This is a genomic window from Lentibacillus sp., assembly GCF_035301925.1.
In the GTDB taxonomy this organism is placed as follows: Bacteria; Bacillota; Bacilli; order Bacillales; family Amphibacillaceae; genus Lentibacillus.
On record NZ_DATGTI010000076.1, the window covers coordinates 15,937 to 40,910 of the forward strand.

The 24,974-nt window shown below is 42.6% G+C and carries 22 protein-coding genes; 3 read left to right on the top strand and 19 right to left on the bottom strand.

What is annotated here, in order from left to right:
• Positions 1–185: 185 nt before the first annotated feature.
• The 12 genes from spoVE to VK080_RS06750 form a co-directional block, all read right to left on the bottom strand.
• The gene (gene spoVE, locus VK080_RS06695) at positions 186–1,286 is read right to left on the bottom strand and encodes a stage V sporulation protein E (protein ID WP_414672225.1); all 1,101 of its coding nucleotides are present in this window, start codon (positions 1,284–1,286) and stop codon (positions 186–188) included.
• Between the two features lie 116 nt (positions 1,287–1,402).
• Positions 1,403–2,752 carry a UDP-N-acetylmuramoyl-L-alanine--D-glutamate ligase gene (gene murD / locus VK080_RS06700; RefSeq protein ID WP_324223999.1) on the bottom strand — a complete coding sequence of 450 codons (1,350 nt, stop codon included), beginning with the start codon at positions 2,750–2,752 and terminating at the stop codon, positions 1,403–1,405.
• On the bottom strand, positions 2,749–3,729 hold the full coding sequence (gene mraY, locus VK080_RS06705) for a phospho-N-acetylmuramoyl-pentapeptide-transferase (RefSeq protein WP_414672226.1): 981 nt from the start codon (positions 3,727–3,729) through the stop codon (positions 2,749–2,751). The genes murD and mraY overlap by 4 nt, the downstream gene beginning before the upstream one ends.
• A gap of 39 nt (positions 3,730–3,768) precedes the next feature.
• On the bottom strand, positions 3,769–5,142 hold the full coding sequence (locus tag VK080_RS06710; RefSeq protein WP_324224001.1) for a UDP-N-acetylmuramoyl-tripeptide--D-alanyl-D-alanine ligase: 1,374 nt from the start codon (positions 5,140–5,142) through the stop codon (positions 3,769–3,771).
• Complete coding sequence (locus VK080_RS06715) at positions 5,139–6,611, bottom strand: UDP-N-acetylmuramoyl-L-alanyl-D-glutamate--2,6-diaminopimelate ligase (RefSeq protein WP_324224002.1); 1,473 nt, start codon at positions 6,609–6,611, stop codon at positions 5,139–5,141. The genes VK080_RS06710 and VK080_RS06715 overlap by 4 nt, the downstream gene beginning before the upstream one ends.
• Before the next feature lie 143 nt (positions 6,612–6,754).
• Complete coding sequence (locus tag VK080_RS06720; protein ID WP_324224003.1) at positions 6,755–8,689, bottom strand: stage V sporulation protein D; 1,935 nt, start codon at positions 8,687–8,689, stop codon at positions 6,755–6,757.
• Between the two features lie 145 nt (positions 8,690–8,834).
• A complete protein-coding gene (locus VK080_RS06725; RefSeq protein ID WP_414672227.1) occupies positions 8,835–11,048 on the bottom strand; it encodes a penicillin-binding protein in 2,214 nt (737 codons plus the stop codon).
• 16 nt (positions 11,049–11,064) lie between these two features.
• On the bottom strand, positions 11,065–11,439 hold the full coding sequence (gene ftsL, locus VK080_RS06730) for a cell division protein FtsL (protein ID WP_324224005.1): 375 nt from the start codon (positions 11,437–11,439) through the stop codon (positions 11,065–11,067).
• Positions 11,436–12,416 (bottom strand): 16S rRNA (cytosine(1402)-N(4))-methyltransferase RsmH, encoded by a 981-nt coding sequence (gene rsmH / locus VK080_RS06735; protein ID WP_324224006.1) that lies wholly within the window; start codon positions 12,414–12,416, stop codon positions 11,436–11,438. The genes ftsL and rsmH overlap by 4 nt, the downstream gene beginning before the upstream one ends.
• A gap of 24 nt (positions 12,417–12,440) precedes the next feature.
• A complete protein-coding gene (gene mraZ / locus VK080_RS06740; RefSeq protein WP_324224007.1) occupies positions 12,441–12,872 on the bottom strand; it encodes a division/cell wall cluster transcriptional repressor MraZ in 432 nt (143 codons plus the stop codon).
• A 289-nt stretch (positions 12,873–13,161) separates the two neighbouring features.
• Complete coding sequence (bshC, locus tag VK080_RS06745) at positions 13,162–14,787, bottom strand: bacillithiol biosynthesis cysteine-adding enzyme BshC (RefSeq protein WP_324224008.1); 1,626 nt, start codon at positions 14,785–14,787, stop codon at positions 13,162–13,164.
• Between the two features lie 116 nt (positions 14,788–14,903).
• On the bottom strand, positions 14,904–15,248 hold the full coding sequence (locus VK080_RS06750) for a DUF3397 domain-containing protein (protein WP_324224009.1): 345 nt from the start codon (positions 15,246–15,248) through the stop codon (positions 14,904–14,906).
• A gap of 212 nt (positions 15,249–15,460) precedes the next feature.
• Between VK080_RS06750 and VK080_RS06755 the strand changes: the two genes are divergently transcribed.
• Positions 15,461–15,937, top strand: a complete 477-nt coding sequence (locus VK080_RS06755; RefSeq protein ID WP_324224019.1) for an N-acetyltransferase — start codon at positions 15,461–15,463, stop codon at positions 15,935–15,937.
• Positions 15,938–16,073: 136 nt separating this feature from the next.
• On the opposite strand, the gene VK080_RS06760 is transcribed toward VK080_RS06755, so the two are convergent.
• The 4 genes from VK080_RS06760 to VK080_RS06775 form a co-directional block, all read right to left on the bottom strand.
• A complete protein-coding gene (locus VK080_RS06760; RefSeq protein WP_324224010.1) occupies positions 16,074–16,565 on the bottom strand; it encodes an RsfA family transcriptional regulator in 492 nt (163 codons plus the stop codon).
• A gap of 84 nt (positions 16,566–16,649) precedes the next feature.
• The gene (locus VK080_RS06765; protein WP_324224011.1) at positions 16,650–17,420 is read right to left on the bottom strand and encodes an enoyl-CoA hydratase/isomerase family protein; all 771 of its coding nucleotides are present in this window, start codon (positions 17,418–17,420) and stop codon (positions 16,650–16,652) included.
• Positions 17,421–17,529: 109 nt separating this feature from the next.
• Positions 17,530–17,706: a 50S ribosomal protein L32 gene (rpmF, locus tag VK080_RS06770; RefSeq protein WP_135108195.1), complete on the bottom strand. Its 177-nt coding sequence runs from the start codon at positions 17,704–17,706 to the stop codon at positions 17,530–17,532.
• Between the two features lie 37 nt (positions 17,707–17,743).
• Positions 17,744–18,271, bottom strand: coding sequence for a YceD family protein (locus tag VK080_RS06775; RefSeq protein ID WP_324224012.1), 528 nt, complete (start codon positions 18,269–18,271; stop codon positions 17,744–17,746).
• A 495-nt stretch (positions 18,272–18,766) separates the two neighbouring features.
• Here VK080_RS06775 and VK080_RS06780 point away from each other — a divergent pair, with 495 nt between their 5' ends.
• A complete protein-coding gene (locus VK080_RS06780; protein WP_324224013.1) occupies positions 18,767–19,978 on the top strand; it encodes a nucleotidyltransferase in 1,212 nt (403 codons plus the stop codon).
• Positions 19,979–20,127: 149 nt separating this feature from the next.
• On the opposite strand, the gene VK080_RS06785 is transcribed toward VK080_RS06780, so the two are convergent.
• Positions 20,128–21,150: a SepM family pheromone-processing serine protease gene (locus VK080_RS06785; protein ID WP_324224014.1), complete on the bottom strand. Its 1,023-nt coding sequence runs from the start codon at positions 21,148–21,150 to the stop codon at positions 20,128–20,130.
• Positions 21,151–21,418: 268 nt separating this feature from the next.
• Between VK080_RS06785 and ylbJ the strand changes: the two genes are divergently transcribed.
• Positions 21,419–22,633 (top strand): sporulation integral membrane protein YlbJ, encoded by a 1,215-nt coding sequence (gene ylbJ / locus VK080_RS06790; RefSeq protein ID WP_324224015.1) that lies wholly within the window; start codon positions 21,419–21,421, stop codon positions 22,631–22,633.
• A 599-nt stretch (positions 22,634–23,232) separates the two neighbouring features.
• Here the strand turns inward: ylbJ and coaD are convergent.
• Positions 23,233–23,712: a pantetheine-phosphate adenylyltransferase gene (coaD, locus tag VK080_RS06795; protein ID WP_324224016.1), complete on the bottom strand. Its 480-nt coding sequence runs from the start codon at positions 23,710–23,712 to the stop codon at positions 23,233–23,235.
• Positions 23,713–23,730: 18 nt separating this feature from the next.
• On the bottom strand, positions 23,731–24,282 hold the full coding sequence (gene rsmD, locus VK080_RS06800) for a 16S rRNA (guanine(966)-N(2))-methyltransferase RsmD (RefSeq protein WP_324224017.1): 552 nt from the start codon (positions 24,280–24,282) through the stop codon (positions 23,731–23,733).
• Positions 24,283–24,974 lie beyond the last annotated feature (692 nt).

The following is a 24,974-nucleotide window of genomic DNA, read 5'->3' on the forward strand; positions in this document are numbered from 1 at the left end:
AATCGGCGAACCAGCAGATTTCAATATTGAAATGACACCACGAAATTCATGCTCTCTAAGCTGAGAAGAAGAAAACGGCACCTTGCCATGCCGTTTCTCGACTGTTATTTCGAATTATATCATACATTTTGTTTGAATACGTAGTAAACTTGTACCAGATTCAATAAATTTTTGACCGATCAGCTTTAAAGTCTTGAATACCTGCTGATATTCAGCAAAATACCCGCTGAAAAAAGCGTTAATGTTAATGAAGAACCGCCGTAACTCAGAAATGGCAATGTAATGCCTGTAACCGGGATCAATCCAATGACAACACTGATATTGATCATAACCTGAATGGTCAGCATGGATACAATACCAAGAGCCAATAACCGTCCATAGGTATCAGGCGCCTCAAGTGCCACTTTAATACCACGCCAGAACAGCAGTGCAAACAGGCCGATCACAAAGGTGCCGCCCAAAAATCCGAGTTCCTCCCCCACAATAGCAAAAATAAAGTCATTTTGCGGTTCCGGCAAGTAAAAATATTTCTGAATACTCTCACCCAAACCAAGCCCCATCAGTCCACCAGGTCCGATTGCATACAATGACTGGATAATCTGGAAACCATCCCCCAACGGGTCTTCCCATGGGTTGATGAATGCCGTGATACGGCTGATCCGATATGGTGCTGACAATATAAGCAGAAGAAATCCGATAACACCAATGACACCAAGTCCAAAAAAATGCAGCAGTCTGGCTCCGGCTGCATAAATCATGACCATACACGTACCCACCAGCACAACGCCCGTGCCCAGGTCAGGCTGCAGCATGATAAGTCCAAAGGCTGTAAATACCAACACAAGTGATGGGACGAAACCTTTTTTAAGGGACGTTATATACTTTTGTTGGGCAGATAGATAAACGGCCAAAAAGATGATTAATCCAAGTTTCATAAATTCAGACGGCTGAATACTGAAGGCTCCAACGCCAATCCAGCTTTGGGCTCCGCCTCGTTCCATACCGATTCCCGGAACAAGTACCGCCAGTAATAACAGAAAACAGGCTAATAAAATGATTTTACTGTGTTTTTTCCATGTGCTGTACGGAATCGCCATAAAAAAGAACATTCCGATTACACCGACGCCACAAAACAATAACTGGCGTTTAAGGTAAAAAAATTGGTCCGCATACTTGTATTCGGACCACACGTATGAAGAACTGTAAACCATAACAGCACCGATCAACAAGAGCAGCAGTATAACGACCAGCAGCGTGTAGTCCGGTGTATAGCGAGTTCTGAACAATTTTCGCAACAAAACAACACCCCGTTTCCGGATGAATTGGAATAGGGGCTTTAACATCTCCGACTTATGTCTCTGACCTCTGATTTCCGGTATCTGACATCTGTTTATACAAGCCCCTACAATAATGTATGCACAGCTTGTATAAACATGTCCCCTCTCTCTTCAAAAGTCTGGTACTGATCCCAGCTGGCACAAGCGGGGGATAGCAATACGACATCACCTGCTTCAGACAGATCGTATGCCTGCTGGACAGCGTCATCCATTTTATCCGCCATTTTTATAAAAGGCACACCTGCTTCAAGTGCCACCCGTTTCAGTTTCTCTTTCGTTTCGCCGATCAGGACGATGCCTTTCACTTGTTCCAGATACGGCTTTAAGTCATCAAATTCATTTCCACGGTCAAGCCCCCCGGCAAGCAGGATAACAGGCTGGTTAAAAGAGGCCAATGCTTTTTGGGCGGCAAGTATATTAGTAGCTTTGGAATCATTATAAAATAAACGGCCGTGAACGTTGCTGACGAATTGAAGCCGGTGGCGGACAGCTGTAAAGGTCCTGAGTACATGACAAATCCCTTGATTAGTGGCCCCACTCAGCTTTGCAGCACAAATGGCAGCGAGAATGTTCTCCAGGTTATGATCACCTGTCAGCACAATTTCTGCTTTATCAATAATTTTTTCATTCTTGAAGTAGATGCTCATGTCATCTGCCCAAGCACCGTTTTTGACCTGTTTGTTTAACGAAAAGGGAATTTTGACCGAGTTTGCGGTTGTGACGGATTCTGCCACGGTCGGGTCATCCGCGTTATAGACCAGGTAATCGTCTGCAGTCTGGTTGGCAAAAATATTGCATTTTGCCTTTTTATAATTCTCAAATGTTTTGTGATAATCAAGATGCGCCCGGAAAATATTTAACAAAACAGCTATATTGGGTTTAAATGTTTGAACACCCATCAATTGAAATGAGGATAATTCCAGGACCATTTTTTCATTTTTTACCAATGATTGGGCAACCTCAGTCGCTACATAGCCAATATTCCCCGCCACCTTCACTTTCCTGTCGCTCGCTTTCAACATCTCGGTCGTTAATGTCGTTGTCGTTGTTTTCCCATTGGAGCCGGTTATTCCAATCATGCCTGTATCCGAAAGACTGCCGGCAAGTTCTATCTCGGTAATAACCGGTATATCACGCCTGCATGCTTCCTTCAGTAAGGGGGTATCGTAAGGAATTCCAGGATTTTTGATGATGATTTCCACCCCGTCCAATACGGACAAGGGATGAGAACCGGTTACGACTTCAGCACCCATTGATTTTAACTCATCAACAATCGCATCATCATCATTGGCATTTTTGTCATTCACACGAACTTTTCTGCCGTTTTGCAATAAAAGCCTGGCAGCAGCGGTGCCACTTTTTGCCAGACCTAACACAAGTACATGTACATACGGAAAATTTGCCAGTTCTTTCAAGCTATCCACACCTCTATATAAATACCGAGCGCCGCAAAAATCAGACCTACAAGCCAAAAAGTAGTCACAACTCGCCATTCAGACCACCCAAGCAGCTCGTAATGATGATGAAGCGGGCTCATTTTAAAAATTCGTTTACCCGTTGTTTTAAACGAAATGACCTGAATAATGACCGAAAGTGTTTCAATGACAAAAACACCGCCAATAATCACAAGCATAATTTCAAGCTTTGTTAAAATTGCAATTGCTGCAATGGATCCACCCAATGCAAGCGATCCTGTATCCCCCATAAATACTTTCGCGGGATGGGCATTAAACACAAGAAATCCCAATAATGCACCTACAACCGCCAAAGAAAAGATGGTGATGTCATTTTGCGGAAATCCATACCACGCTAAAATACCAAATGCCCCAAACGCTATGGCTGCAGTCCCGGCAAGGAGTCCATCAAGTCCATCTGTCAAATTCACGGCATTGGATGCACCGACCAGCATAAAAATGGTGAGCAGTGCATAGCCCCAACCAAGCTCCCACTGAATGGAAGTGCCTGGAATTTGAATATAGGTGGCATAATCGTTCAAGTGTAAAATAAAATAAAAGACAAATGCAATCAGTAATTGGCCTGCCATTTTCTGTTTTGATGTCAGGCCGAGATTCCGTTTCATGGCCACTTTGATGAAGTCATCCAAAAAGCCCAACAACCCGTATCCGACCAGTACAAAAATCAGCAGCCACAATTCATAGCCAATTGGACCATCGCTATATTTGTTCACCATGATAACGGCGGTAATGGCAACACTGATCACAATCATGACTCCGCCCATGGTTGGGGTTCCCGTTTTCTTGATATGTGACTGCGGACCTTCATCACGAATACTTTGCCCAAACTTTAAACGTCGTAAAAAAGGGATGAAAATGGGTGATAGAAGGACGGTAATCAGAAATGCTATGGCGATTGTCATGATTAATACGTACATATTCACTGTTTCTCCTCCTCTTGCAGTAACCGTCCATGTTTAATACGTTGGATCAACCACTTGATTAACTAATGATTCAAACTGCATCCCTCTGGAAGCTTTGAATAAGATTAACGTGCCTTCTAAAGTATATTCCGCCAAAGCAGCCATGAGTGTTTCTTTTGCTGTAAAATGGCGGCAGTCAATTGTCGGATGGCTCCTCTTAACAGCTGATGAAATCTCTCTTGCATCTCTACCCAATGTGAAAACGGCAGCTACAGATTCATCAATGCTGTCGGCAACCGATTGGTGAAGCGATTTTGAGTTTTTGCCCAGCTCAAATACATCACCCAGAACGAGTACTTTCTGCCTGAAGCCCTCCAAATGTCTCACAGCATTAATACTTGCCTTCATAGACGTCGGTGAAGCATTATATGCATCATTAATAACAGCTGAACCGTTTATGCCGTTTATTAGCTCAAATCGCATCGAAGTCAGTTTCAGCTGTGTCAGTGCCTGTTTCACCTTATTTTTTTCGATTCCAAGCAATCCGGCAATTGTAACGGCAAACGCTGCGTTCAGAGCATGGTGACTTCCAAGCAGCGGAATGGTATACACCTCATTATCTGAAAGTTTAAACTTTGTCGATTCATGGGAGATATTTACCTCTTTGATGGCAAGATCATTTTGGTCATCAAAGCCGCATGTCAGGACATGATCGCACTGATGCACCTGCTTCAACAGTATTTCGTCACCGTCAATGATTAAGTAACCATTCTTTGTCATGCCTTTTGTGATTTCAAGTTTTGCCTTGGCAATCCCTTCCCTTGAGCCTAAATATTCAATGTGAGATTCACCGATATTCGTAATGACAGCATAATCAGGTTGTGCGATCTTTGTCAGTGCTTCAATTTCACCAAAATGGTTCATGCCCATTTCCACAACCAATGCTTGTGTATCAGAAGACATTGATAAAATGGTAAGCGGGACACCGATATGATTGTTTAAATTGCCTTTTGTATGATGCGTTTTAAATGATGAACCAACGACTGACGCAATGATATCCTTCGTTGTTGTCTTGCCGTTCGAACCTGTTACGGCAATGACAGTCGGATTTACCTTTTCCCGGTAAGCCGATGCCAGCTCCTGTAAAGCTGATAACGTATCCTCAACAAAAAACACAGGAAAATCAGCCGGCAAAAAGCCCGGAAGATCTTTCTTTTTATGCCAAAGGGCAGCTGCAGCTCCTTGCTCCAAGGCATCTTTCATAAAATCATGACCGTTAAAGTTCTCACCCACTAATGGAATGAACAATGATTGATTGGTTTTTTTACGGCTGTCTGTCGTGATTTCATTAATCTCAATCGAGCTTTTTGCCGCACCTCTAAAATCGGTAAATAGTGATGTAAGCCAATCGGTGGTAAATAACATCATTGATTCTCCTTAGCCTGGATTGCTTCTTTTGCAACTTCACGGTCATCAAAATCATGACGGGTATGGCCAATTTCCTGATAGGTTTCATGTCCTTTGCCGGCAATCAACACAATGTCGCCTTTTGCAGCAAGGTTGACGGCATGGAATATCGCATCTTTGCGGTTCTCTATAACGTCATAATGATGTTCGTTTAATCCTTCCGTCATATCATCCAATATTGCCTGCGGGTCCTCTGTACGAGGATTGTCAGAAGTGAAAATGGCCCTGTCGGCATATTTCAGTGCAATTGAAGCCATCAGCGGGCGTTTTGTCTTATCACGGTCGCCGCCACAGCCAACGACAACATAGACATTATTTTCAGCAAATCCTTTGATTGTCTGCAGTACATTTTCCAGCGAATCCGGTGTATGTGCATAGTCAACAACTACGGCAAAGTCATGATTACCATCAACAGGCTGGAACCTGCCACTCACGCCTTGCATGTTTTCAAGCGCGCGCTTAATGACCTCAAGCGGAATCCCCGCACTAATGGCAGCTGCACTTGCTGCCAGCATATTGTAAACATTGAATTTGCCGATAAGATTGCTGTGTATCTCAACAGATCCGACTGGCGTATTAATTGTGAACGTCGTTTTCGTCACGTCAAGATTGATATCAGACGCCCTTACCTGTGCACCATGTCCGCAGCCATACGTGAGGATATGCTGAGCGGTACTTTTTTTCAAAAAAGCACTATTCGGATCATCGTCGTTTATGACGGCATATTTTTTCTGCTTTTCATAATAAGTATTCCCCAACTGGGCGAACAACAGACTTTTGGCATATAAATAATCGTTCATATCCTGATGATAATCCAAATGATCCTGTGATAAATTCGTGAACACAGCAACATCAAAATCACAGCCGTGAACACGGCCCATATCCAGTGCATGGGATGATACTTCCATAATGGCAGTATCAACATTTTGATCGTTCATCTGATGAAATGCTTTCTGTAAATATAACGCATCCGGCGTTGTATTATGTACAGGATAAGCGTCTTCACCTATTTTCATTTGCAGCGTACCAATAATGCCGGTTTTTTTCTTATATTCCTGAAAAATCGACTCCAGCAAGTAAGTGACCGTTGTTTTACCGTTTGTTCCGGTGACACCTATAAGCGGCAATTGACGCGTAGGATCGTCGTAAAACTTCGAGGCGATTATTGCCATGGCTCTTGATGTATCATCAACCTGAATAACCGGAACTGACGTGTTCAGCTCTTTTTCCGCCAATACAGCACATGCACCGTTGCGGACAGCCTGATCGACAAAATCATGACCATCCACCGTAAAACCTTCGATGCAAATAAACACGTTCCCTACTGCTACATTTCTGGAGTCCGACTCAACCCCGCTGACTTCTATATCATCTGCCGCCTGTGACATATTGTAAAATGGTAAAACGGAAAGCAATTCTGCCAGTTTCATCCTAACACCCTATTCTGCATTGATCTATTAAAAAGAAAGGTTAAAAGTTATGGAACCAGCCAATCAGCCGGCTCCGCTCAAATTAACTGCATCCTCAAACGTAACAGTAAAGCCTTCTATATTATAGCAAAAATTTAGCCTGTTCACGATGAATTTTTATCAGACAGATAAATTCTTATTTTTTGCCCTTGTTCGATTTTTGTTCCCGGACTCGGTGCCTGATCAATAATGTATTCACCGGAGCCGCTCGTTTCGATTGATAAATTCGTCTGGTATTCAATTAATTCGTTTTTTTTCAGTCCAATTAAATCCGGAACCTCAACTTTTGGCTGCTCCGGCCAGGTATACTCCTTTTCGGGGCCGCCTTCACTCGGTTCAACTCCCATTGCCCGTAAACTGTCCCCGATAATGGTTCCGACGATTGGCCCAGCAACAGGGCCACCGAACTGTACTGTACCTTTTGGATTGTCTATGGCAACATAAACAACAATTTGAGGGTCATCAGCTGGTGCAAACCCCATAAATGAAACGATGTAATTATTTTTTAAATAGTTTCCATCCGGTCCCACTTTTTGAGCTGTACCTGTTTTTCCGCCTACACGATAGCCGTCAACGTAAGCCGGGCGGCCGGTTCCCTTAGCAACAACACTTTCAAGCGCGTTACGAACTTCTTCGGATGTTGATTCAGAAATAATGTTTTCCTTTAATGTCGGTTCCACTTTTTCAACCACATCATTTGTTTGTGGATCAAGCCATTCCTCTGCAATATAAGGTTGGTATAATTTACCGCCGTTAACGGCAGCTGAAACGGCCATCACTTGCTGGATAGGCGTTACGGATACACCCTGACCAAAAGAAGTGGTTCCCAGCTCTACCGGGCCTATATCTTCAGGATCAAACAGAATCCCATTTCCTTCGCCACGCAAATCAATACCCGTTTGTTTACCGAATCCGAAGTCTTCAATATAGCTGAACAGCCTTTCCTCACCAAGATCTGTTCCCATTTGCACAAATCCGGGGTTGCATGAATTTTGCACAACTTCGAGATACGTTTGTTGACCGTGTCCGCCGCTCTTCCAGCAGTGTAGTTCAGTACCGCCCACTGATATATCGCCATCATCGTGAAACTCATCTTCCTCAAGGTTCACCAGGTTTTCTTCAAGAGCAGCTGCCAGCGTAATGATTTTAAAGGTGGACCCCGGTTCATATGTGCTCCATATAGGCAGATTCCGATCATATATCTCAGGGTTAACGTTCTGATAATTTTCGGGATGAAAATTTGGCCGTGCAGCCATTCCCAAAACCCCGCCGGTATCCGGGTCAACCGCAATGGCCATAGCACCATCCGGATTATATTGAGACACTGCCAAGTCAAGTTCACGTTCCATAATCGTCTGAACTTTGGAATCAATCGTCGTTTTTAAATTCAAACCATCTTCCGGCGCCTTATAATCATCCGCTATTTGTTCAAGTTTTTTTCCTTTAGCGTCAGAATAAAATGACAGACTCCCTTCTTCACCGTTTAATTTATCATTATAAAACAGTTCAAGTCCCATCAAACCTTGATTATCGATACCCGCAAACCCCAATACATGAGATAGGTAATCATTGAACGGATAATGACGCTTTGAATCTTTTGCCAGATATACACCATCCAAATTTAAGGACCTGAGTGCTTCTTCCTGTTCATCATTTATCTTTCGTCCTTCGGGGTGTATTCTTGTATACACGGCGTCTTTTGTAACATAATCATATGCATCCTGTTCGGAAATGTCGAGTATATCGGCCATTTTACGGGCTGTGTCCTGAGGGTTTTTCACTTGTTTGGGCACAACAATGACAGAAGGAGCAGTAACATTCTCCGCCAGTACTTCTCCGTGCCTGTCCAATATCTTCCCGCGCTCAGGTTCAAAAGATATATCCCTACTCCATGATTCATCGGCCAGTTTCATCAGCTCATCACCCATAACAAACTGCACAAAGCCAAGCCGGACATCGATTATCACAAAAAATAATAATCCAATCAGAAAAGCGGCAATAATTCGTTTACGTACCGTTACAGAAGACACACGTTTCATATTCTATCCCCTTTTCCATATTCATAGATAGGCTTGTATCCACTATATGAATCCTGAAAAAAGAATAGAACACTGTTTGTCAGGCTGAAACAGCAAGCCACGTCCTCAGGTGTAATCGGACGTGGCATAGTCGCTTCTATTCAGTTTATTCACTTGTATCATTCGGTGCTTCGGCCTCTTCTGTATCATCATTTGTTTCCTCCGACTCTTCTGCGGCGGAACCGGGTTGTTCCAATTCAACGCCTAAATAATCATTCTTTTTAAGTGGTTTGCCTTCCTCTATACTTTGTGTCGTGACATAACCATTACCGATTGGTTCAACATCCAAATCCATCAAGTCGGCCAATTGCATGACATCCCTTAATGACCAGCCGGTAATATCGGGCATTTCCGGTTGATCCGTTATCAAAATAATTCGGTCTCCCGGCAATAATTCGTCCCCTTTGGCTGCACTCACCTTTTTGATCGTATTTCCGGAACCGATAACCGAAACATTCAAACCATGGCTGGCTAATTTATCACGAACCTCGGAAGTTTTTTGCTGCTTCATTTCCGGCAGCTGGACAGGCTCAATATGCTCGGTTGCTTCTTTATCAGGCTCAATATCCAAGTAATGGAGGCTGTTCTGCATGACATTTTTAAATATGAACGATACAGGTACAGACCCGGTTTCGTCATATTCAATCTCAGGCTGTTTGACGGACACATACATCATCAGCTCAGGATCTTCTTTTGGTGCCATGCCGAGAAACGAAAATATATTGTTCCCGTGACCGGTTAATAACCTACCATTTTCATAGATTTGCGTCGTCCCGGTCTTGCCTGCAACTGAATAATCATCGAGTTTATATTCCTTTCCTGTTCCGTTTTCCGAAGAGACAACTGATTCCATAAGATCGAGCATTTGCTCGGACGTTTCTTTTGAAATCGGCTCGGATACGACTTCAGCCGTTTTTTCATTAATTGTCTGACCGGTGGTTGAATCCACTGTTTTTGAAATGACATAGGGTTTTACCATTTTACCGTCATTGGCAATGGCACTTGCCGCCTTCATTTGCTGAATCGGTGTGATGGTACTCGCTTGTCCAAATGCTGTCGAGATTTTATCGCGCGGATAATTGTAGACGAGATTTCCGGATTGTTCACCAGGTAAGTCTATACCTGTTTTTTCATCAAAATCGAATGCCTTCCAATATTCCAGAAACTCCTCAGGGCCAATTTTTTCCCATAAAAGTTTGGCTGCAGCAACGTTCGAGGAGCGGGTAAACCCTTCATCATATGTGATCGCGCCCCAGCCTTCTCCACCGTTATGGTCCCTGACCGGCTCCATGCGGTCACTTATTTTGTATGTACCCGATTCAAGCCATTCGTCACCTTGATAAACCCCTGCTTCGATAGCAGCTGCCCACGTGAACATCTTCATAGTTGATCCCGGTGCAGTTGGTGTAGCAATGGCATCATTATACCAATTTTCTACATCAGTCGGATTATTCGGATTATAACTTGGGCGATTGCTCATTGCCAGAACTTCCCCTGTTTTGGGATCCATTACAACAGCTGTCATACGCTCGGGATGATATGCTTCATCCATTTGTGTCATCGCATCTTCCAATAACGTCTGTATTTTCTGATCAATGGTTAAATAAACGTCCCCGCCGTTTTCCGGCTGGTTGATCACTTCATTCGGGTTTAATAATTTAGCATTGTACTGATCTCGTTCATATGAAATGTATCCATCTTCTCCGCTCAGCAATTCGTTCATCTCATTTTCAATTCCGGTAACACCGTTAATGGCGTTATCTTCTTTTTGGGCAAACCCAATAATATGTGATGCGAACATACCATTCGGGTAATAGCGGATTGGTTCTTCTGTAAATTTGATTCCAGGAAGTTCAAGTTCTTCAATCTTCTCCTTTGTTTCCTGGGAGAGTTCTTTCCCGGCACTGCCGAATTCCACCTGAAACCGATCTTCCTGAATTCCTTCTTTCATTTGTTTCAGGAGATAATTTTCATCTGCTTCTAATATGGGCGCCAGTTTTTCCGCCGTCTTTTCAGGGTTTGTCACATGCAAAGGGTCCTCTTCGTTTTGCGTATGTGATTCCCCCACAATGGCCTGGATGCGATATGACGGACGATCATAGGCTAATGTCATACCATTCCGGTCATAAATTTTGCCCCGTTCTGCATCAAGGGTGTAAGTTGCAGTCCGTTTGTCCTCAGCCCATTCCTCCAGCGAAACACCATCGATCTCTCCAGTAGCCTGAATATACAAGAATCTTCCGGATATAAGCAGAAATATACCGGCAAATAAAACAATCAAAACACCGGACATGATATGTGTTTTTTTATTTTTTTTCATCATACTTCCGCCTCGCTCAGTTGTTATGATAAACTGTTGCTTGCTTTACGCGGGCATCCTGTATTTTCAGACCATTTTCTTTAGCAATTCGGGTGATGCGCTCAGGTGTACTCAGCTGCTTTTTTTCATAAGTAAGTCCTTCATTGGTAACTTTCTGTTGCTGTACGGTTTGTTCAAGTGATTCAACTTTTCTGTTCAGCGAGTCTGTAGAAGAAGCAAATGACACAACGTAAATACTGGCAGCGATTAGCATTCCCCCGACTGCCGAATATAAAATCTTTTCACCTTTTGTAATCCAGCTCTTCTTGCGGACCTTGATTAACGTTTGTTTTTCACTTGTTTCGGTTGGCGTGTATGAATGTTTCCAGCTGCGGGCAAGATTTTCATTCATGATTTTTTCCACCCTTCTTCATATGTGAATTCTTCATTCCACTGTTGAACCTTTTCAGCAATTCGCAACTTAGCTGATCGTGACCGCCGATTGTCATTAATTTCACTTTCACCCGGAACAATCGGCTTTTTATTGACCAATTTAAATGGAGCACGATGATCTTCAGGTATTACCGGCAAATTTTTGGGAACCGGTTTAGGTGTACTCCATTTTTTGAATGCCTGTTTACAAACTCTGTCTTCCAGTGAGTGAAACGTTATGACGGCTACCCTTCCATTTATATCAACAACACGTGCCGCTTGGTGAAGCGCGTCATTAAAAGCAGACAATTCATCATTGACGGCAATCCGTAAAGCCTGAAAAATGCGCTTGGCCGGATGGCCGCCTTTTCTGCGTGCCGGTGCCGGAATGGCGCCTTTAATGATCTCAACCAATTCATAAGTCGTTTCAATTGGCTTTTCTTTCCTGTTCGCTTCAATTCTTCGGGCTATTTGCTTGGAAAACTTCTCCTCACCATAACTGAAAAAAATGTTTACCAGCCGGTTATATGGCCACTCATTAATGATTTGATAGGCATCCAGGTTTTGATCTTGATTCATACGCATATCTAACTTAGCGTCGTGCTGATAACTGAAGCCTCTTTCACCACGGTCCAGCTGTGGCGAAGAAACACCAAGATCAAACAGGATACCATCAACACTTCTTATTTGGCGGATTGCTAATTGTTCTTCCAGTTCCCTGAAGTTGGCATGAATGAATCGTACACGATCTTTATATGGCTGCAGCCGTTTTTCTGCTGCCTCTAATGCTTCGAGGTCCTGATCGAAGGCTATCAGCAGCCCATTCTCATTTAAGCGGGAAGCAATCCGTTCTGCATGGCCTCCACCACCGACAGTACAATCCACATATGTACCTTCTTGTCTAATGGCGATTCCTTCGAGCACTTCTTCTTCTAAAACACTGTAATGGTCAAACATGATCGACACCTGTCTTCTATTCGGTTAAATATCAAAATCCATCAGGTTTTCAGCAATCTCAGCGAAAGATTCTTCTGAGTCATTGAAATAATCCTCCCAATTTTCATTTGCCCAGAATTCAACCCGATTGGAAACACCAATCACGACACATTCCTTGTCCAGCCCGGCATATTGCCGTAATGGCTGCGGGATGTTTATTCTTCCCTGCTTATCCACATCACATTCAACAGCTCCGGAGAAGAAAAACCTTGTAAAAGCACGGGCGTCTTTTTTGGTTAGTGGAAGTTTTTTCAGTTTCTCTTCAAGCTGTTTCCATTCTTCCATTGGGTACGCAAACAAACATTTATCAAGTCCACGAGTGACAACAAAGTTATCCCCAAGACCTTCACGGAACTTGGCAGGCACAATGATTCGTCCTTTTGTATCGATATTGTGCTGGTATTCACCCATGAACATAGCGTACGCCCCACTTTCTTATACACTATCTTACCACATTCCCCCACAATTCACCACTTAATTTAGATTTTTTCCCAACGAATTTTTAAAATGAGTCGGACGTGCTATAAAATAGCAAATTAAACCAAAAAAGGTATGTATTTCTTATCATCCAAACCTCTGTCATGATGGATATTTAAAACATTGAACATTAAAAAATCCACCTGCTTCCACTTGTTTTAAAAAAAGTGGGAGAAGGTGGGGCATTATAAAAAGCCAATTAAGCAAAACTTCATCCAGTTTTCCGTTTTTATAAATACACGATATGATGTTCTTCCGCAAATGAACATCGCTGGTTTGTCAGCTCTTTGATAAAGTCACTTCCATAAACATTCAGCCAGGGGAGCGGGTTCCATGTGCGCTCCTGCAAGCCATTTCTGGGATGGATAGTATTTTGTATCCGGTCAAATTCATTCAGCTGCATTGTATGCTTCTCTTCCAACCCTTTCATGATGCGGTCTTCCAAGTATTTAATATCTTCATTCAAATAGTACAGGTTTTTATCAGCCAGCTCACCTAAATCTGAGCGTATGCCTCTGGCGATATCCCTTAGAGGTTTATGCGCTGTATCAATAACCCGTCTGATTTCAGCGGCAACCTGCTCAACAGGCGGGCCGTTCTGTGCAGCCAGCCACTTGATTTTGAGAGGGTTGACACCATCATTAATAGCTTTCTCTTCGTCAATTCCAAACTTGTGCAACAGTTTTTCCAAATGACGGTCAATAAATGTAAACGATAACCGCGGCACAACAGGCGGCATTTCCATACCGACTGCCTGGAAAGCAGGTTTTAATGCCGACCAATAACCAACTTCCCCGGGGCCGCCAATAAATGCCAGGGTCGGAAATAAGCATTCCTGCATGATCGGTCTTGTCACGACATTATTACTGAGCATTTCCGGATTATTTTTCACTGTATCCATGATTTCTTCTGTCGTTAACAATACTTCCTGCTGCTTGCCTGCCCAGTTTCCTTCATCATCCCTAGTCAATAATATCCGGTTATCCCCGAGATGGTAAAAAAGATGCGCATCATCAGGATCTGCCTCCAGTGTGACCGTATACCCCTTTTGGTTCAGCTGCTGCAAAGCCGTATAGACACCTGAGCTGATTTTCCGCTGATTTTCAATTAAGGTAATGAAATGCTTCCGCTCCATCTTACGCATCGCGGGATCACCAGAATCAGCAAGTACAATGCCTTCATCATCGAACAATCGGTGAATAACCCTTGCAAAAAAGTCAACATATGTATCCGATTGCTGCAGGCAATCCTGTATGGTCTGATAGAGACTTTTCGTATGCGCTGTTTCCGTCAGCTGCGTAAATAACTGATCCACCCACTGAGCAGCAGCGGATCGATCAATTGATATATTTGAAACAGGGGATTTATCAGACACCCGCTGCTCTAATTTGTATTTTTTCATATGATTATTTTCCGGTAAAAAAACATGATTGATTTCCTCAAAGTCGTGATCCTCACCAGCTATCCAAAAAACCGGCACGACCGGTATCTGGAGTTTGGTTTCCTGCTGTTTAGCCAATTGAATGATCGATATGATTTTGTTGATTGTATACATCGGTCCTGTCAAAAGACCTGCCTGCTGTCCTCCAATAACAACAACACTATTATCATCCTTTAACCGTTCTATATGACGATATGTCGTCTCAGGAGCATCCCATCGTCTGTTCATCGCGGCTAGTGTTTTTGTCAAATGTTGACGGTCAATTTGCTTATCCTGTAATGCTTGTGCTCTCATCTGATACGATGTTCCCGAGTATGGATCATAATCAAAATGCGCCAGAATCTCCGGCTTTTGATTTCGATAGTCATGTATAAGTGCATTTTGGTACTGCAGTGTGATTGGCGTGATCCGCATTTATCGCATGCTCCTTTAATCATAATCAAATATATCCATTACACATTCTACATAAAAGAAGAGGGGATTGCATTCAATCTGTTTTAAAGGAACGAAAGCAAAAAAAGATCATATGTTTAAAGCATATGAAACATAATACCTGTCAAAGCAAGTAAACAGTTGAGCAATACAAACAATAAAAAGCAAATACACCAAAATACTTTAAATACGTTACTGAAGGTAACTTCTGTAGACACTTTCCACTGAATAACAACGATCGCTGTGAATATCGTCAGTAATATCAGCACAACAGTCCCGGCAAACGAACGCCCGAAGTTCATTTTAAACATTATTACCGCAGCTATGATGTAAAGAAGCGTTGTCCAATTGACGGCTGCATGAATGGCTTTCCATTTATGTCCATACATTTTCCAACCAACTGAGTAAACAATCACGGTTGCAAGGACTGGTACCGTAATCATCAATCCTTGAATTCAGCAACAAATGTCAGTAACATACACCCTCGTGTATCCCCTTTTCGTTTTCACCGTATCCGTTTTATATTATATTGGCAGAATAAACAGCAATTTGCTGTCAGTCTTATTTTCTTTCATTCCCTTTCCGGTTTTTTTATATTATAATTAATTATAAAGCAATTTTAAATACTTCTGTTTTAAGGGGGAAAGTTAAAATGATGAACAGTATAAAGGTCGAGAAACTTTTGATCAACTATAAAACATTGGAGCAATTTAAACGGTTTAAAGAATACGGGAACCAGGAACTTTCCATGATCGAAGACTTGCAAAACAACATTATCGAGAATGACAGTGAATCACCGTTTTACGGAATCTATATCGGGCACAACCTGATTGCCAGAATGAGTCTATATAAAGTCAGGGCAAAGTATGATGCCTATTTTGAACCGCCTCAGGATTACCTGGAACTATGGAAACTTGAGGTTTTGCCTGACTACCGGGGAAGAAATTACGGAAAAGCACTGGTTGACTTTGCCAAGAGTTTTCATTTGCCAATCAAAACGAACCCCCGGATAAATTCACACGGATTTTGGGAAAAAATGGGGTTCCAAAAAGCAAAATATGAAATGGAAAGGGATCTCGGAGAAAATCCACTCATATGGATGCCTGAGGGTGTCAAAGAAAAAAACGTTTGATTTAAATAATTGCTGCTGACTTACACCAGAATTCCGGTGGCTCATCAAACTCACATGATTTTTATCATTTACCTTTCTACTAATTCATTAAAATAAAGACATGAATGGCAAATCCAAACATTCATGTCTTTATGATTCATTTTCGGGGTTCATTCACCCAGGCCCACAATTTTCCCATTTCTGTCCATGCCTGTTCATAGCGGCTCAGCTGTGCTTTCAGTGCTTCATTCTCTTTCAGCAGCTCTTTTCGTGTTATCTCATCTTCTTCATTATAGAATAGTTGATTGTCTCGATCGATGTGATTCTGATGCCGCATCTTCTCCAGCAATGAAATCGCCGTATCGATCGGATCCTGCTCCTCATGATGTTCTGTGCCATAGTGAACCACTGTTTTTTTCCGATTATTTTGTTTACGCTCTTTCTTTGCATTTTCAATCGCTTCCTGATATTGCTTCCGGATGGAGGCATTCCAGCGAAAACCGCATGCAGCCGAGGTTCTGGATAACTGTTTTGCAACGTCCTTGAATGCTTCGAGCTGTGTTTTTCCTTCTCTTATATGACGAAGAACGGTCTCTGCCAATAATATATCTTCATCTTTCGTCCATGCATCCTGACGTGTTGCATTCATAACATCCCTCCTTACACATTTGCTATCAATGTATGCAAAAGGTAGGAGTGATAGAATCGAACGCTTGTAATTTTTTCGAAAAGGTTACCTAGCCTTCATGCCGGGAAAAAATTGCCGGACAGCATCTTTATGCGCTTTTGTTTCCCATAATTCAGCACAATTTCTCACTTCTTCGTCCATTTGTGCAGAAAGCGGCAAAATCGATAATTTTTTCTTATATTGCATTTTTAATACTTCCATCTGCTCCTGTGACTTAGTCAGATATGGTTTCAGGAGGCTTTCCCGATCGTTCCATTCATTGTCGCCAACAATATTTTGAATCCAGCCCTGTGTTTGCAGAAAACTTGCTTCGTACATTTCCGCTTCCATAAGCCACTGAAAGGCAAAACTGGGATGCACTTTTTCGTACAGAAGTTCCCCGCCGCCCCATCCCGGTGTGATACCAAGCTTCGTCTGAACAAATCCATATCGGGTGTTCTTTTTCGCGATTCGAATATCACAGGCTGTTGCAATTTCGCATCCACCGCCCAATGCATCCCCATTTAATAAGCATACGGTGGGCACCGGGAAAGATGTAAGTTCATAAAGCACTTCTTTCATAGAATATAATACAGTATATGCCTCATCAGAATTCATGTCACCGTGTAAATCCTGCAGGTCTCCTCCGGCACAGAACATACGTCCACCAGCAGCTGTAATGACCAAAAACTTGATCGGCTGCTGTTTTGCAGTTTCGATGGCACGTCTGAATGACCGTGCCATCTCGTTTGATATAGCGTTCAGTTTTTCCGGACGGTTCAGCAGGATTTCTCCGTAACCCTGTTTATCCGTTCTATACTGGACCAATTCTGTCATTTGTCTGTTTTCCTTTCTGAATCAATAATGGCTATTTTTTGCGGTTTTTATGTATACAAAAACAGATCACCATTAGTGTGATCTGTTTGAATTGATTTGCCATTACAATTTAATCATTCGCGACAACTTCCCGGCCATCATAATGTCCACATGATTTGCACACATGATGCGGTTTGGTCAGTTCACCACAATTCGAGCATTCCACCATGCCAGGTACGTGCAATTTTTTATGCGTACGACGTTGGTTTTTCACCTTTTTGGATGTTCTTCTTTTTGGTACTGCCATGCTTACACCCCCTTCAATCATGAAAGGAACGGAAACGCTATTCCTTTTCCTCTTTATCTTCCAGTAAAGATTCCAGTTTTTTTAAACGTGGATCTGGTTTTTGCTCTTTTTTGTCTTCTGAAATAAATTCCCAGCCATCCCCTTCAATTGGAGCCTGGCTTATAGCATCTTCATCATCCGAAAATACACGATAAGGAACTGCCAGTAAAATATTTTCCTTTATTAATGGCGTTAAATCAAGTACTTCCTTATCAATGGGATGAATGTCGTCATCCGAATCATCTTTTTCATATGGTGATTCCGAAAAAATTTCAACTGTGTTAATCTCAAACGGATAGGGTACATCGACCAATGTACGGGCACATGGTAAAATCATGGTGCCGGCAATCGTAAACGTAAACATGATGTCATCGCCCTGATCCATTGCTGTTCCACTAACATGAACAGAGCCAATCTCTCGGATATCATTGTTCATCGTCTCCAGTTCGGAAACATCAACCTGATCATCAAAAGCAAAAGGTTCATTGCTTCCATTTCGTTTAATTTGACCTAATGAAAATTTCATCGTATCACCTCAAGGCAACAAGAGTTATTTTAAAAGGAAAACGGGATTTTGTCAACATATTATCTTTACACAAGCTCTACTATCAGCATACCCTTTTTATGAACAATGAACCATGCACCACAACACTTTTTTTGATACAATAAAGTGAAGCTTCAATCAGCGGAGCGTTTTTCTCCGCTGATTGTTAGCTGAACCGAATCGGGCATTTAGGGGCAGTTAGCCGCCGTTTTCCGGCGGGTTACTGGCCGTTAATGCGGGGAAAAGTGAAGCTTCATTCAGCGGAGCGTTTTTCTCCGCTGATTGAAGAGGAACAAAGGCTAAATTCGCAACGTCCTGTTGCAACGCCTTTGTGACCTGCATCGTGCAGGCCCGAACCGAATCGGGGATTTAGGGACAGTCAGCCGCCGTTCTTTGGCGGGTTACTGGCCGTTATATCCGGGGTAAAACTTCATTCAGTGCAATGAAATGAATCTATTCAGAAGAGGATGGAATTATATGCAAGCATGTGGCTTAATTGTAGAATATAATCCATTTCACAATGGACATGCCTTTCATATAGAAGAATCGAGGAAAGCTTCCGGGGCTGATTGTCTGATCGCTGTCATGAGCGGATCATTTTTACAGCGCGGTGAACCGGCCATCATCGATAAGTTTCACCGGACAAAAGCCGCGCTGTCAGCAGGGGTGGATATCGTGGTGGAGCTCCCTTATCTGTATGCTGTACAGAGCAGTGACTTATTTGCCCAAGGTTCGGTTCAAACCTTAAATGAGATTGGTGTTTCAAGCATTTGTTTTGGGAGTGAATCTGGTGATATAACCCAATTCACCAAAAGTTATGACATATTAAAACAGAAAAATGCCATCTACAACAATACACTTCAGAAAAAATTGGACCTGGGTTTTTCCTTCCCGGAAGCCAGCCGCTTGGCCTATCAGGATATTGGTTTGGCTGCATCGGAATTTGACTTGACAAAACCCAACAATATCCTCGGATTCAGCTATGTAAAATCGGTCCTCGATTATAGTCTGCCGATAACCCCCCTGACGATCACCCGAATCAATAATGATTATCACGACCAGACAATAACTGGTTCTATAGCAAGTGCGACAAGTATCCGAAGAGAGCTTCTAAAAGAGCAGGACATCCCGGAATCGGCAGCCAGCGCCCTTCCGAATGAAACGCTTCTTCAGCTGCGGGAGTATAAACTAAAAGCAGGTGTTTGGCATTCATGGGAGGCTTATTTCCAGCTGGTCCATTACCGAGTGATGACGATGACCGAACATGAGCTTGCTAAGATTCACGGCGTTGATGAAGGTCTGGAAAACCGCATCAAAAAAACAGGACAGGACGTCACATCTTTTCACGAATGGGTTAATAAAATTAAAACCAAACGATATACATGGACAAGGCTGCAGCGCATTTTCGTTCATATCTTAACAAATACAACAAAAACTGACGTACATCAGATCAAAAATGCTGCCTCCGTCCCATATGTACGGCTATTAGGTATGACAGAAACCGGGCAATCCTATTTAAACACTCGAAAGAAAAATATGAACGTACCGCTTATTTCATCACTTGCTCAGGGAAAGCACCCACTATTGTCCATAGAGGAGGCGGCCAGTCATGCATATTACAGTATTCTTCCCGTTGACAAGAAAAAGGCGTTTCATCATCAGGAAATCGAGCCGCCTATCAAGGTGTAAATTTATCCGTCTCTTAACGATCTTCTGCTGGAATCAGACTGTGGGCAATTAACAAACGAAGGCTGCCAAAAACAGAAGCCTTCGTTTTCCTTATTTGTGATTTATATTTTTTGAAGATCAAAGTTAACTGCTTTCAGGTATTGCTTTACCTAAGCAGGTTCAAGATTCCGCAAGTATTGTAGGGCATCATCAAATGTGTCGACAGGTACAATTTCCATATCGGTACCAATCTCCTCTGCTGCTTGCAAGGCTGATTGATAGTTCGAATCTGCTGCTCCGTTTTCATTTGCTGCAAAGAAAATATCACAGCCTTCCTGATCTGCCGCAATGACCTTTTTATCAATGCCGCCAATCCGAAGTACATTTCCCTGATAGTCCACTTCTCCCGTGCCGGCAATTTGATAACCTTTTGTCAAATCCTCTTCCGTTAACTGATCATATATTTCCAATGAAAACATGAGCCCTGCACTTGGTCCGCCGATACTGCCACTGGAAAAGTTCACTTCCGGATCAACTTCAACACTTCTGTCGGTAACAAGCTGGATGCCAATACCAACTTTATTATTTTGTTCGGGGAATGCCGCAAGTGTAAGATTTTTTTCAAGTTGCTTATCATCACGTACAACGTCTAATGTTATTGTCTCTCCTGCTTCTTTGTTTTCCACATATTCGATTAAATCGTTGGATTCTTCGATCGTACTGCCATCAATCCCAACAATACGGTCACCTGTTTTCAGGATATCTTCCGCTGGCATGTCCTCCACAACGGAAACAACATAGACGCCATTGTAATCAATTGAAATATCTTCTTCAGCCGCTTCATAAGCAACGACAGTTGAAGCCTCCTGGGAACTTTCCATCATTTGCAGCTGTGCATGAAAATATTCGTCTTCTGACACACCTTCCGGCCGAACCTCATGTAGTGGCAGGATCTCCTGATGCGGGAGGATTTTTGCCCATAAATACTGGACGGGGGTTGCCTGACCACCACGGACTGTAACAAGATGCATGTCCCCTTCGCTCTCATAACCGTCTTCCACTTCCACAATTGGATTAAGGGCATCTGCGCCGCCTGGCTTATAAATATAAAAGGGAAGTTTATATGCTGATATGAAAAACGCAATCCCAATCACTAAGATTAAGTAAATGATATGCTTCTTTGTGAATTTCACTCGAAGTCTCCTTTCCATCTTACCGGCGCACTTATTCTATGGCATGTCAAAAGTGTATGTCATAAAAGTGCGATGTATGTGCGTATATTGGTATAGACTTGTACCAGCTTTATGATCCCGCATTTAACGGACACTTGAGCACTTCTTCTTCCAGTGAAGGAATTCCTATTGAATGAAGTTTCGCTTTATAAAAAAGAAGCTAGCATTATTTTACTACTATCAAAAATAGAAGTACAGGATCACCCATCATCCATTAGGAGGCATTACGTTGAAACAAAAAGTCAAAACATTGCTTCTCTCCGGAATCACTGCTTTTATTGCCATCTCCCTTATTAAATATCCTGACCAGTCATTGGAAGCCAGCATACGCGGCTTAAACATGTGGTGGGAAGTTGTCTTTCCGTCATTATTGCCGTTTTTTATAACGGCTGAGCTGCTGATAGGTTTTGGGTTTGTTAAATTTATTGGTGTGCTTTTTGAGCCAATTATGCGGCCATTATTTAATGTGCCTGGTGTTGGAAGTTTTGCGTGGGCAATGGGCATGGCAAGCGGCTATCCGACCGGGGCCAAAATATCAGCACGGCTGCGTGAGGAAAAACAGCTGACACAAATCGAAGCTGAACGGCTCGTATCATTCACCAATGCCTCCAGTCCGTTATTCATTTTTGGAGCTGTATCAGTCGGATTTTTTTACGATGTGAAACTAGGAGTCATTTTGGCTGCTTCTCACTATATTGGCAATGCACTGGTCGGTGTATGTATGCGTTTTTACGGACGGAAAGCCGAAAAGACCAGAACGAAACCGGCTAAGAGAAAAGTATCGATTATCAGAGCATTCCGGGAAATGCATCATACCAGGCTCAGAGACCCCCGCCCATTTGGAAAAATTGTGGGTGATGCCGTTCTAAATTCAATCCAGACACTGGTAATGGTTGGCGGATTCATTATTTTGTTTTCCGTTTTCACGAAGCTTCTTTACATAGCGGGCGTGACTCCGGTTATTGCAGCGTTATTTAAGTATGTTCTGCATCTCTTGACGTTACCGGTAGATCTGGCATTGCCTTTATTATCCGGATTATTTGAAATAACATTGGGTGCCAATTTAATTTCCCAGGACGAAACAGCCAATTTACTGGAGAAAATAATTGTTGTCAGTTTTATACTGGGGTTCAATGGCCTTTCGGTTCAAGCGCAAGTGGCCAGCATTATCGCACCGACAGATATTCGTTTTGCGCCTTACTTTTTTGCAAGAATCATCCATGGGTTCTTTGCCGCTATACTGACAGCACTATTTTATACACCTTTGTATCTAAACCGGACATCATTCGATTTTAAAGGCGTGCCTGTTTCAAGTGGCAATCACGACAACCCCTGGTATCATTTTTTATTTGGTTTAGCCGAAATTGGCCCGTTCATAACGCTTGCGGCGTTATTGATTGCTGTACTTATCATCCTAAATAGGTTACGGAAACATATAAAGTGAAAAAGATGTTGTCCATTGACATAAGCAGTTCATTTTTGACAGCAAAAACTGAATTTACAAATCAAAAATAGTATAGTGTTTGGTATGCTATTTTTCATTGATAAAACAGTCATTAACCCTAAATAACATCGTTTTTAACATCAATAATAGTCCACAAAATTTGAAGAACGCTTGGATAAATGATTGATCCAAGCGTTCTTGTTTTTAAATCAATTGGTCAAATGGCGTTCAAATAAACTATCAAATAAACTATATGCTATTTGTTAAATTTTATATTTTCTCCAGAAGGCTGGGACAAAGCGTTTTTATGAATGAAAAAATCTGAACCAACTGGAAATTATCGTTGGTGATATAACCCGCTCCGGAGATATACTTAGCGCTCGTCGTGTTGCAGGTTTTTCGGTGAAGCAGCACTCCTCGCAACTCGAAGTTTACTCGGTGGAAGTATCACTCGTCGCACGACGCGGTCTCACCTATACCTTCCCCCCCCCGCAGGATTCTACGTATATTTCCTACGCTAAAGGAGTGTATTGTTCGGCTTTAGAGTTGGCTATTTTAGTTATATCCCGGCCCCATTGACAGTATCTTTTCCCCGGTGACTATTGATATTTCATACGCAGTGCTTCCTCAACCGGAGATGGCACTAAATCAGAGACATCAGCCTTATACTTGGCAACTTCCTTGACAATGCTCGAGCTAAGGAAAGAATATTGATTATTGGTCATCATAAAAATTGTTTCGATGTCTTCGTCCAGCTTTCTGTTCATTGACGTAATCTGCATTTCATACTCAAAATCACTGACTGCCCTCAACCCACGTAATATGGCATCAGCATTATGCTTTCGTGCATAATCAATCAGCAGCCCTTTGCTCGTATCAACTGATACATTTGGCAAATGCTTGGTACTCTGCTCCAATAAAGCCACGCGTTCTTCAACAGAAAATAACGGTTTCTTGGACTGATTATTAAAAACAGCAACAATCAGCTGATCGAAAACGGTCGCACCTCGTTCTATTATGTCGAGATGTCCATATGTAACCGGGTCAAAGCTCCCTGGACAAATAGCTAATTGGGACAATTGAAATCCCCCCTTCCATTATCTTTTGTAGATGGTTATTCCCGTCGTGTTGTTATACGTTTGCTGTTTCATGACAAACCAATCATCAACATCCATTGGTAATTGATTGGCGGCATTGTGTTCACAGTAAATCATGCCATTCTCCTTCAACAGCTGTAATTCTACGATAACCTCCAGCAGCTCCCCATAATTTACCTTTTGATAAGGCGGATCAAGCAAAATCAGGTCAAACTGAAACCCTCTTTTAGCCGCAGCATTCAATGCCTGAACAGATTCTGTCCGATAAACTTCGGCATTACCTTCCAATCTGAGTGTCCGGAGATTTTGGTTAATCGTATGTATTGCTTTTGGATGTTTATCAACAAAAATCCCCTTTTCCATGCCTCTGCTTAACGCCTCAATTCCCAATGCGCCACTGCCAGCAAATAAATCAAGGCAAATACCCCCTTCAAAAAAAGGGCCCATCGTCTGAAAGATAGCCTCCTTCACTTTGTCTGACGTGGGTCTGGTCATTTTACCCGAAACCGCTTCCAGCTGACGTCCTTTATGGATACCGGCAATTACACGCATACAACCACCTCAATAAATCATGATAAAGCTATCAAAATAAAATCGCAAGCGTCGAAAAATGATGGAAAAACTTTTTGGCATGAAACATCTAACTTTCACGAAAAAATGATGTATATAAAAACCTCTGCTGGTCATAATAACATAGTGAAACAGCTCATAAATGCTTGGCTGTTTCAAAACTCGGAGAAGACTTACACTTCCCCATAAGTTCTTACTCCGGTTTCTCCTCTCCCTTTGCCTTTTTGTTTTCTGACAAGAAAACAAAGGGACCTGCAGAAATATTTCTGCAGGTTTTTCTTTTTTATAGACTGTTTTCTAAAAGTTTGTTGCTGTATTAATGAAATCTTAAATTCCATAAACTGCGACGTAACTTTAGGCGGAAATTGGCGCTTTTTCTACCGCTCCGGAAATACACTTCGCTTTCCGCGGGCGGCTGGTGAGCCTCCTCGTGCTTGCGCACTGCGGGGTCTCACCTATGCCTTTGCTCCCGCTGGAGTTTTCGTGTATTTCCTCCGCTTGGGTGATGTGCTTTTTAAAGGCAAACAACAGCTATCCACTCTGTAGCTGGTTGATTGGAGTGGAGGCCAGTCGACTCCTGCGGGAAAAGCAACAGCTGAAGACCCCGCAGGAAGTGCTTTTCTTCCGAGGAGGCTGAAGCGTTGCCCGCGGAAAGCGACTGGCCGGAACGGAAA